The sequence below is a fragment of the Methylobacterium sp. WL9 genome (assembly GCF_008040035.1).
Lineage (GTDB): Bacteria > Pseudomonadota > Alphaproteobacteria > Rhizobiales > Beijerinckiaceae > Methylobacterium > Methylobacterium thuringiense.
Map to the genome: position 1 here is coordinate 1 of NZ_VRVE01000123.1, position 9,266 is coordinate 9,266.

General features: G+C 69.2%; 8 protein-coding genes. 2 read left to right on the forward strand and 6 right to left on the reverse strand.

Annotated elements, in window-relative coordinates:
* Positions 1-231: 231 nt before the first annotated feature.
* Together FV217_RS21030 and FV217_RS21035 are read right to left on the reverse strand one after the other, a co-directional pair.
* Positions 232-528, reverse strand: coding sequence for a succinate dehydrogenase assembly factor 2 (locus FV217_RS21030; RefSeq protein ID WP_147820377.1), 297 nt, complete (start codon positions 526-528; stop codon positions 232-234).
* Between the two features lie 96 nt (positions 529-624).
* On the reverse strand, positions 625-975 hold the full coding sequence (locus tag FV217_RS21035; RefSeq protein ID WP_147820379.1) for a 4-fold beta flower protein: 351 nt from the start codon (positions 973-975) through the stop codon (positions 625-627).
* Between the two features lie 195 nt (positions 976-1,170).
* Between FV217_RS21035 and recG the strand changes: the two genes are divergently transcribed.
* On the forward strand, positions 1,171-3,297 hold the full coding sequence (gene recG, locus FV217_RS21040; RefSeq protein ID WP_147820381.1) for an ATP-dependent DNA helicase RecG: 2,127 nt from the start codon (positions 1,171-1,173) through the stop codon (positions 3,295-3,297).
* Positions 3,298-3,620: 323 nt separating this feature from the next.
* Positions 3,621-3,947 (forward strand): hypothetical protein, encoded by a 327-nt coding sequence (locus FV217_RS21045; RefSeq protein ID WP_147820383.1) that lies wholly within the window; start codon positions 3,621-3,623, stop codon positions 3,945-3,947.
* A gap of 31 nt (positions 3,948-3,978) precedes the next feature.
* Here the strand turns inward: FV217_RS21045 and FV217_RS21050 are convergent, their stop codons facing one another.
* The 4 genes from FV217_RS21050 to FV217_RS21065 form a co-directional block, all read right to left on the reverse strand.
* Entirely contained in the window at positions 3,979-4,815 is an 837-nt protein-coding gene (locus tag FV217_RS21050) for a DUF502 domain-containing protein (RefSeq protein WP_147820385.1), read from the reverse strand.
* Positions 4,816-4,862: 47 nt separating this feature from the next.
* Positions 4,863-6,050: a PepSY-associated TM helix domain-containing protein gene (locus FV217_RS21055; protein ID WP_147820387.1), complete on the reverse strand. Its 1,188-nt coding sequence runs from the start codon at positions 6,048-6,050 to the stop codon at positions 4,863-4,865.
* Positions 6,051-6,054: 4 nt separating this feature from the next.
* Complete coding sequence (locus tag FV217_RS21060; protein ID WP_147820389.1) at positions 6,055-8,169, reverse strand: TonB-dependent siderophore receptor; 2,115 nt, start codon at positions 8,167-8,169, stop codon at positions 6,055-6,057.
* Between the two features lie 559 nt (positions 8,170-8,728).
* The gene (locus FV217_RS21065; protein ID WP_147820391.1) at positions 8,729-9,142 is read right to left on the reverse strand and encodes a DoxX family protein; all 414 of its coding nucleotides are present in this window, start codon (positions 9,140-9,142) and stop codon (positions 8,729-8,731) included.
* Positions 9,143-9,266 lie beyond the last annotated feature (124 nt).

Sequence of the window (9,266 nt, forward strand, 5' to 3'; positions counted from 1 at the left end):
GGTCCCGGGTCCGGCGATCAAAGTCGCGTACCCGTCCCACAGCACCTTGCGTCACAGGCTCTGCCCGAGGCGGTGGGGCATCCGGACCACCGACGCAGGCACCGTCTCGCATCCCCGCAGCGCTTCGGCCCGGTCCGCCGAAGCGCCTCCCTCCGTGGGGGCGAGCCAGGGGAAAGAACCATAGAATAGGAATTTTGTCAAGAACAAACCGCAAACAAATCGTCCGCACCCTCATGAATGGATCGGCGCGTCGTGCTTATGGAAGGCCTTGAGCCGGCGGTAGACCGGGGTGTCGTAGTTCGCCGGCGTCTCGGCCTCGCCGGTGATCCAACCGAGGAGGTCGCGGTCGGGCGCCTCGATCAGGGCCTCGAAGACCGTGAGTTCGTCGTCCGTGAGCGTACCGATCTCGGCGTCGGCGAAACGGCCCATGATCAGGTCCATCTCGCGCATGCCCCGGTGCCAGGCGCGAAACAGCGTGCGGCGGCGGCGCGGGTCGAGGTCGGCGCTGGTGCGGGTGGTGCCGGACATGACGGGACTCGGGGCTGAAGAGGCCGCTCGACGCGGCGTCGGGCCGGCCATCGGTGGATGGAGTCTAGCCCACCGCCGTGCGTTGCGCGAAGGGCCTCACATCAAACCCGCAAACGTCTCGTTCGACCACGCGGAGGACAAGACCGGATGGGCCGGTGCGGCCTGCCGCACGCCGCGGGACGGCTTGGCGGTGCGCTGGCCCTTCGTCGCCCGCGGCCCGCGCTCGGGCTTGGCGGGACCGCCGACGGCGTCGAACTCGAACAGGACGCGGCCACCCTGCGCATCGCAGATCCAGCCGTCCGCGAACCAGCCGATGAACGCGCCCGAATAGGCGAAGACGCCGTCCTCGTGGATGAAGGCGGCGGGCCGGCCGTCCCAGAGGAACAGCGAGCGCCCATCGTCGCAGAAGGCCACGGCCCGGCCCTCGCGGTCGAAGAATTCGATCATGGCAGCCCGTCCGTGTGTCCGCAGAAGGCGCAGCCTAGCACGGAACGGAATGAGGCGGATCAGGGGATCCTCGGATCTCGTGATCCTGCGATCCCCTGATCGGGGGACGCCGCGCCTGCCGCCGCGACGCGGCGGCGCTCACGCGATAGAAAGCCTGATCGTGGCAGAGAACGCAGCCCGCTCCCAAAAAGTCCCATGACCGACGCCCCCCGCCTGCGCCCGAGCCTCCTCGACGCCCTGTTCGCCCCGGCGCGCGGGCTGCCCGGCGTCGGGCCGAAGATGGCGCCGCTCATCGAGAAGCTGCTCGGCACCGAGGAGCGGCCGGCGCGCATCGTCGACCTGCTGTTCCACCTGCCCCAGCGCGGCATCGCGCGGCCGCTCTGCGGCGCGATTGCGGAGGCGCCGATCGGCGAGGCGGTGACGCTCGGCGTCACGGTGTCCGAGCATCGCCCGCCGACGGGGGGGCGCCGCGCCCACCGGGTGCTGGTCGAGGATGCCAGCGGCGACGTCAGCCTCGTGTTCTTCGGCATGCCCAAGGCGCGGGTGGAGAAGATGCTGCCGCTGGGCTCGCATCGCTACGTCTCGGGTCGGATCGAGCTGTGGGAGGGCTATCGGCAGATGGTGCATCCCTCCCGCGTCATCGACGAGGCCGGGTTTTCGGACCTGCCGGCCGTCGAGCCGGTCTACGGCGCCACCGAGGGGCTGACCTCGCGCGCCATCAGCCGGCTGGCGCACGCCGCCCTCGACAAGCTGCCGGTGCTGCCGGAATGGCAGGATCCAGCCTGGCTCAAGGCCAACGGGCTGATGCCCTTCGCGGACGCCCTGCGGGCCGAGCACCACCCGGAGGACGCGCCACCGCCCGTGGCCGAGGGCCAGGCTCCGCCACAGACCCCGGCCCGCCGCCGCCTCGCCTACGACGAGCTCTTGGCCTCGCAACTGGCGCTGGCGCTCATGAGGGCGCGGGCGCGAAAAAAGCCCGGGCGTGCCAATGCCGGCGACGGACACCTCAAGGAACGGATCGAGGCCGCCCTGCCCTTCGCGCTCACCGGGGCGCAGGCGCGGGCGGTGGAGGAGATCCGGGCCGACATGGCCTCGGACAAGCGCATGCTGCGCCTGCTCCAGGGCGATGTCGGCTCGGGCAAGACCGCCGTGGCGCTGCTCGCCATGGCCTCGGCCGTCGAGGTCGGGCGGCAGGCCGCGCTGATGGCGCCGACCGAGATTCTGGCGCGGCAGCATTTCGAGCGGCTGGGGCCGCTGATCGGAGCGCTGCGCATCCGGCTGCTGACCGGCCGCGACCGGGTGGCCGAGCGCCGGGCGACGCTCTCCGATCTCGCCGAGGGCAACATCGACATCGTGGTGGGCACCCATGCGCTGTTCCAGGACAGCGTGGTGTTTCGCGATCTCGGCGTCGCCGTGGTCGACGAGCAGCACCGCTTCGGCGTGCACCAACGCCTCGCCCTCGGCGCCAAAGGCGAGGCGGTGGACATTCTGGTGATGACCGCGACGCCGATCCCTCGCACCCTGGCGCTGACCTTCTTCGGCGACATGGACGTCTCGGTGCTCGACGAGAAGCCGGCCGGGCGCCAGCCGATCAAGACCATCACCATCCCCGTCGAACGCATGGAGGAGGTGGTGGCCGGCCTCCACCGGGCGCTGCACGCGGGCGACCGCGTCTACTGGATCTGCCCGCTGGTGGCCGAATCCGAGTTCATCGACCTCGCCGCCGCAGCCGAGCGTTTCGATGATCTCACCAAGGAATTCGGCACCACCGTCGGCCTGATCCACGGCAAGATGCCGGGGCCGGAGAAGGACGCGGCGATGGAGCGCTTCGCCTCGGGCGAGACCCGGGTGCTGGTCTCGACCACGGTGGTCGAGGTCGGCGTCGACGTGCCGGAGGCCACCATCATGGTGATCGAGCATGCCGAGCGCTTCGGCCTCGCCCAGCTCCACCAGCTGCGCGGGCGTGTCGGCCGCGGCGCCAAGCCGTCGTCCTGCCTGCTGCTCTATCGCGGGCCGCTCGGGCAGGTCGCCAAGGCGCGGCTCGAGATGATGCGCGAGACCGACGACGGCTTCCGGATCGCGGAGGAGGACCTGCGCCTGCGCGGCGAGGGCGAGGTGCTCGGCACCCGCCAATCCGGCCTCGCCGCCTTCCGCCTCGCCCGCCTGGAGAGCGATGGCGATCTTCTGGAGGTCGCCCGCGACGACGCGCGGCTGATCGTCGAACGGGATCCGGGTCTCAGGAGCGAGCGCGGCGAGGCCCTGCGGGTGCTGCTCTACCTGTTCGAGCGGGACGCGGCGATCCGGCTGCTCGGGGCGGGGTGAGCCGGCCGGCAGCCTGCAGAACGTTCAGATTCGCGGCGCCTTGCCCGTTCAGAAAGCACGAACCTGAACGGGCCTTTCCCCGATGCAGACTGCGCGTCCGCGCCGCACGCGACCGCTTCCGCAAGGCCCTCTTCGAGCGGATTTAGGCGTTCTGTATCAATGGTTTGAGAGGAATCATTGAAGCTTTGCGAGAGCTCCGTCGGATGCCCCAAGACGCTCGGAATAGCTGTCATGAACTTGAAATGAACGTATTCCCCGCTTAACTGGAGATGAACGAAAGGCCCGCCACACTGGGCTGCCACAGACGAATCGGGAGACCGACCATGTCGAACGGACTGTTCCAGAACCTGCCGGGTGCCCATGAAATGGGCTCCGCGAGCGCTCTGCCGAACGAGCCGTGGCTGCTTCCGATCAGCGACACGATCGCCGCCGCCCCCTCTTCGGACGACCTTATGGCCGGCGTGCGCCAGTCGGCCCGTCCTTTCCGGATCGCCGCGAACGCGCTCTGCGCCGTGCTGGCGCTGCTGCTGACGGCGCAGATGACCACGGGCTGGGTCGGTTCGCCCTCGCATCCCTCCACGGGCCAGATCGCCGACGCGACCCCGCCGACCATCGCCGTCGAGAAGGCCGCGCTGACCGTCAGTCACTGACGGGCCGGTCGCCCCCTCACCCTTCGCTGACTTACGCATTCTGGCGCGCCGGCTCCCGGCGCGCCTTTTCGTTGTCCGGCGCATCGACCTGACCCGGGCGCAGCGAGGCCGCCATGGCCTGGAGGCGGCCCTGCGGGTCCTCCGGCTGGATCACGCCGGCCGACATCACGAGCTTGGCCGCGTCGTCGACGCTGATGGGGAGTTCGATGATCTCGGAGCGCGGCAGGTAGAAGAAGAAGCCCGTGGTCGGGTTCGGGGCGCAGGGCAGGAACACGCCGACATAGTCGTGGCCGCCGGTGCCTTCCGCCGTGACCTCACCCTTCGGCAGCGCCGCCTGCACCTCGACGCCGGCTGGAGCCGACAAAAAAACCACCGACCACGTGCCCTTCACCGGAAACTCGACGAGCCCGACGGTGCGGAACGAGGTGCCGTTCGCCGAAAACAGCGTCTCGAAGATCTGGCGCAGGCCCCGGTAGAGGCCGGAGATCACCGGGGTTCGGGCGAGCAGCACCTCGCCGAACTCCACCACCGAGCGGCCGACGAGGTTGGCCGTCAGGAAGCCCAGCAGCGTCACCGCGACGAAGGCGATGACGAGGCCGAGGCCGGGAATCGAGAAGGGCAGGTAGTGGTCGGGCAGGTAGCTCGCCGGCACCAGCGGCTTCACCCAGCCGTCGATCAGCGCGATGATCCACCAGGTGATGTAGATCGTGATCGCCAGCGGGCCGGCGACGATGATGCCGGTGAGGAAATAGGTCCGCAGACGGCCCCGCGCACTCACCCGCTTCTTGGGCGAGAGGGGTTCGGGATCCGGGATCGGCGAGATGGTTGGCGCCACGGATGTACTCTGGACCACGGGGCTGTCGGACATGCGCCGTCAGGTCCCCCCTCCAGAGGTAGCCGGTCGCTCCCCGCGCCTCAAGAGCGCGGCCGTGCCCAATCCGCCGGAAGCCCTGTGCCGCCGGCCTTCGCCGTCGACGGCGAAGGCCGGCGCAGGACACGGCGGCGCAGCACGTAGAGCGTGAGGCCGGTGGCCGCGAAGAGCGGCATCGCCAGGGCGGCGAGGGCGAAGGCCAGGGCGAAGACGTCTCCGAAGAAGCGGCCGCGATGCACCTCCAGCATGTTGTCGGCGAGCCTCTGGCCGAGCGGCTTGTCGTCGTAGCGCTTGGATCCGAGCACCGCGCCCGTCGCCGGATCGAAGGTGGCCTCGTTGCGCGCCTTCGGGTGGTCGGCGTCCTTGGCCAGCCAGCGGATGCGGATCGCGGTGGCGTCCGGCCCCGGCAGGGTCAGGATGGCGAGCGCCGCCTGCCCGCCCTCGCCCTTTTGAAAGGTGCTCCAGGCTGCGTCGAGCGCCAGCGGCCCGTCCGGCCCCTTGCGGCCGAGCACGCGCCCGGCCTTCGCTTCCGGCGCCTTGCCGGTGAGCACCCAGGTCGCGCTGGTGCGGTACCAGTCGTAGGACCACCACAGCCCCGACAGGGCGATTACGAGGTAGACCGGCAGCAGCCAGGTGCCGGCGATGCTGTGCAGCGACCACCAGCGCGCCCGGCCCGGCCGTGCCAGGTTCGGCTTCAGCCAGATCCGCCAGCGATGGATTTTCGGCCAGCGCAGGTACAGCCCGGTGGCGAGGAACACGAGGAGCGCCAGCGCGCAGGCCCCGGTGATCTGCCGGCCCCAGCCCTTGCCTTCGCCGGGAATCAGCAGCCAGCGGTGCAGCTCGCGGATCGTCGCGAAGGTCGTCTCCCCGCGGGTCTCGCCGAGCAGCATGCCGTCATAGGGGTCGAGATAGACGGAGGGCGGCCGGGCGCCGGTCCTGGCGTCGTAGACGAAGCGGGCGCGGACCGCCCGTCCCGGCTCGCCGGAGAACGTCAGCGCGTTCACCTTCAGCGGCGGGCACGACGCCTCGAGCCCCGCCACCAGTGCCTGGGGCCCGAGGAGCGGGCGCTCGCTCACCGCGACCACGGCCCGGTCGGTGTTGAGGAGGTCGATGATCGCCTCCTCGTAGCTCATCAGCGCCCCGGTCACGCCCATCAGCGCGAGCACCAGCCCGGCGGTGAGGCCGAGCGCCCAGTGCAGGCGGAAGAGGATCTTTCGCAGAGTTAGCCCCATCCCCTCACCAGAAGACGCGGGCCGAGGCGATGGCCTGGAAGGGCTCGCCGACCTGGACGCCGAGATTCGTGCCGATGGAGGAGGTGTAATAGGTCGTGTCCGTCAGGTTGCGCAGGTTGAGCTGCAGCGTGGTCGGCTGGCCGTGCACCGTGGTGTCGTAGGCGATGAAGGCGTCGGCGACCGCGTAGTCCGGCATCCGGAAGGTGTTCGCGGCGCTGCCCGGCCGTGCGCCGACGTAGCGCCCGCCGATGCCCGCTCGCAAGCGCCCGTCGCCCAGCGCACCGAAATCGTGGGTCAGGAACACCGAGGCGGTGTGGGGCGCGACGTTGAGCAGTTCGTTGCCCTTCAGCGTCGGGTCGGCGGTCACCACCGCGTCGGTGTAGGCGTAGGTGGCGATGACGCTCCAGTCCGGCGCGATCTGGCCGGCGACGTCGAGCTCGAAGCCGCGCGAGTTCACCTTGCCGGCGGTACGGCTGAAGGAGATACCGCCGATCACCTCGGTGTAGAGCACGTTCGATTTGTCGATGTCGTAGAGCGCGGCGGTGGCGGTGATGCCGTCGAAGATCTCCGCCTTCAGGCCGACCTCGTAGGCCTCCCCCTCCTCCGGCGGCAGCGCGCCGATGGCGCTGGCGATGGACGAGTTCGGCCGGAAGGTCTGGCTGTAGGAGGAGTAGACCGACAGGCTCGGCGTCAGCAGGTAGACGAGGCCGAGGCGGGGCACCACGCGCCCGCCCGACACGTCGGTGTTGGTGCTGAACGGGCGGCCCTTGCCGGCGATCTGCGAGAAGTCCTGGTAACGCAGGCCGCCGACGAGCAGCAGCTGTTCGGTCAGCGCGATCGTGTCCTGCGCGTAGACCGAGGCCGTGGAGATGCGTTCGCGCTGGTCGCTGTCGACGGCCGAGATGGCGAAGCTCTGCGGCAGCAGCCCGTAGACCGGATTGAAGATGTTGAAGCGGGTGTTGTTCGGCCCCCGGATCAGGCGCGTGCGCAGCACGTCCGAGTAGTCGTAGGACGCGCCGACCAGCAGATCGTGCTCGAAGCCGAGGACGCTCTCCTTGCCGGTGAAGTCGAGCCGGCCCGAATGCACGGAAAAGTTCGAATCCTGGGTGGCGTCGGCCCGGCGCACCAGGGCGTTGGTGGCCGGGTTGTAGGAGACCACCCGGGCCTGGTTGTCCTGGTAGAAGTTGTTGCTGAAGGCGTAGTTCAGGTTCGCCTTCCAGGTCGAACCGAAATCGTGCTCGATGTTGAGGCCGGCGACGTGGTTCTCGCCTGCGGTGATGTTGTAGCGCTCGTCGAAGCGGCGATCGCGCGGCACGTTCACCGGCTTGCCGCTTCGCAGATCGAAGATCGTGCCGCGGTCGAACGGAAACTTGTAGTGCGACCACTCGTAGGAGACGGTCACGCGGGTGTCGTCGCCCTGCCAGGTCAGCGAGGGGGCGATCACCTGCTGGTTCTGGGAGCCGAAATTGCGCCAGTACTCGGCGTTGCGGTGCTGCGCGATGAAGCGGTAGGCGAGGTTGGTGCCCTCGATCGGCCCGGTGAAATCCGCCTCGACGCCGCCGCCGTTGAAGCTCGTGCCGAACACCTCGAGATAGCCGGCCTGAACGAAGCGTGGCTTCTTGGTGACGATGTTGATGAGGCCGCCCGGATCGAGGATGCCGTAGAGGGCCGAGGCCGGACCTTTCAGCACCTCGACGCGCTGCGTCGTCGGCATGAACGAACGCGGCAGCGCGGTCCTGAGGCCATCGCGAAGAATCGAGCCGTCGCGGTTGTCGCCGAAGCCGCGGCGGATGAAGGCGTCCTGCGTGCCGCCGAGCGTGTTGGTCTGTGTGATGCCCGAGACGTTGTAGAGCGCCTCGTCGAGGGTCCGCACCGCCTGGTCCTGGAGCGCCTGCTCGGTGACGACCGCCACCGCCTGCGGGATCCTGAGGATCGGCGTCTCGGTGCCGAGCGCGATCGAGGAGCGCACCGGCTGGTAGCCGCGCGAGACCGCCTTGCCGTCGCCGCTGACCGAGAGCTCGTCCAGCGCGATCACCGGATCGCTCGGCCCCTCCGCTCGGGCCGGCAGGGCCGGCATCAGGGCGGCGGCCAAAATCCCGGCGGCGATCGTCCTCGACATGGTGTGGTGTCCGTCCGGCGGATGCGTCGCGCGCCGGGCCGATCCCGATGCCGCCTGGACGCCTCCGTCGCCCTCTGCGGTAGGTCACGCCTTCTTGAGGGGTCAAATACATTTATAGTTGTGTTAACAGCTCGCCGGGATATTTATAATTATTCCAATGACAAAATCGAAGTCGTACTTGCAGTATTCGTGAGTTATTTACCGATTCGAACCGAACAGGCGTCGCATCGAACGGACGTTGCTTGCGTGTGCCCTCGATCCGGTGTCCAACCCGGCCGCCGGATTGCGTGACGGCTGTGGCCGCCGGGACACGGGGGGCGTCGTGAGACGTCCGCGGGCGTTTCTCCGTCGCAGCACGACGGCCGGACCGAGTCACCGCCGTATTCGTCGTGCAACCGCACCCGGCTCACGGTGCCGTGCGCGTCGCGGTTCTTTCGCTCGCCCCAGGAAGATCGGGCGTGGTGGAAGGCACGTCGCCCTCCTTGTCGCTCGCCGCGGGCTCCGCCTTCCCTGCAAGGACGCGCGCGGTCTCGGAATCCCGGTAGGGGCCGTGGGAATCTCAGAGACGAATCGGAATCAGCGTCCGCAGCCGCGCATCGCGCAGATAGAGGCCACCCCAGAGGAGTAGGCCGAGATAGAACCCGAACAGCAGGTGGCTGAACACCGGGCTGCCGACGCGCAGATGCGTGGCCATCGCCCCGCCGAAATAGCCGGTGAGCAGGATCGCCCCGAGCACCGCGGTGCGCGGCGTCGCGTAGAGCAGCGTGCAGACGAGCGTCAGCACACCGAGCCCGCGCGCCATCTCGATGCTTGCCGGCCAGCCGAGCGCCGTCAGTGTCTCGGTGACGGGGGCGATCGGCACGAGCTTGATGCCGGCGTCGAACAGCAGAAAGACGATGACGAGGCCGCTCATGCCGCGACCGGCGAGCGTCATGGCCCGCGTGTTTGTCTCGGGCTGCAGCATTGCCGACATGGTGGTGTCCCTCGGGCTCGGTGGCGGGATGATACCCGGAGGACGATCGAAGCGTTGCCGTTCCGACATCCGGTCTCGACAAGGCCTTCGGATTTCACCCGGCCACGCGTGCCCCGCCCTCCCC

What these genes read in the sequence shown, in the direction of transcription:
- FV217_RS21055 (WP_147820387.1), bottom strand. Translation starts at nt 6,050, where the DNA reads ATGGGGCTAACTCTGCGAAAGATCCTCTTCCGCCTGCACTGGGCGCTC.
- FV217_RS21030 (WP_147820377.1), bottom strand. Translation starts at nt 528, where the DNA reads ATGTCCGGCACCACCCGCACCAGCGCCGACCTCGACCCGCGCCGCCGC.
- FV217_RS21050 (WP_147820385.1), bottom strand. Translation starts at nt 4,815, where the DNA reads ATGTCCGACAGCCCCGTGGTCCAGAGTACATCCGTGGCGCCAACCATC.
- FV217_RS21035 (WP_147820379.1), bottom strand. Translation starts at nt 975, where the DNA reads ATGATCGAATTCTTCGACCGCGAGGGCCGGGCCGTGGCCTTCTGCGAC.
- FV217_RS21065 (WP_147820391.1), bottom strand. Translation starts at nt 9,142, where the DNA reads ATGTCGGCAATGCTGCAGCCCGAGACAAACACGCGGGCCATGACGCTC.
- FV217_RS21045 (WP_147820383.1), top strand. Translation starts at nt 3,621, where the DNA reads ATGTCGAACGGACTGTTCCAGAACCTGCCGGGTGCCCATGAAATGGGC.
- recG (WP_147820381.1), top strand. Translation starts at nt 1,171, where the DNA reads ATGACCGACGCCCCCCGCCTGCGCCCGAGCCTCCTCGACGCCCTGTTC.
- FV217_RS21060 (WP_147820389.1), bottom strand. Translation starts at nt 8,169, where the DNA reads ATGTCGAGGACGATCGCCGCCGGGATTTTGGCCGCCGCCCTGATGCCG.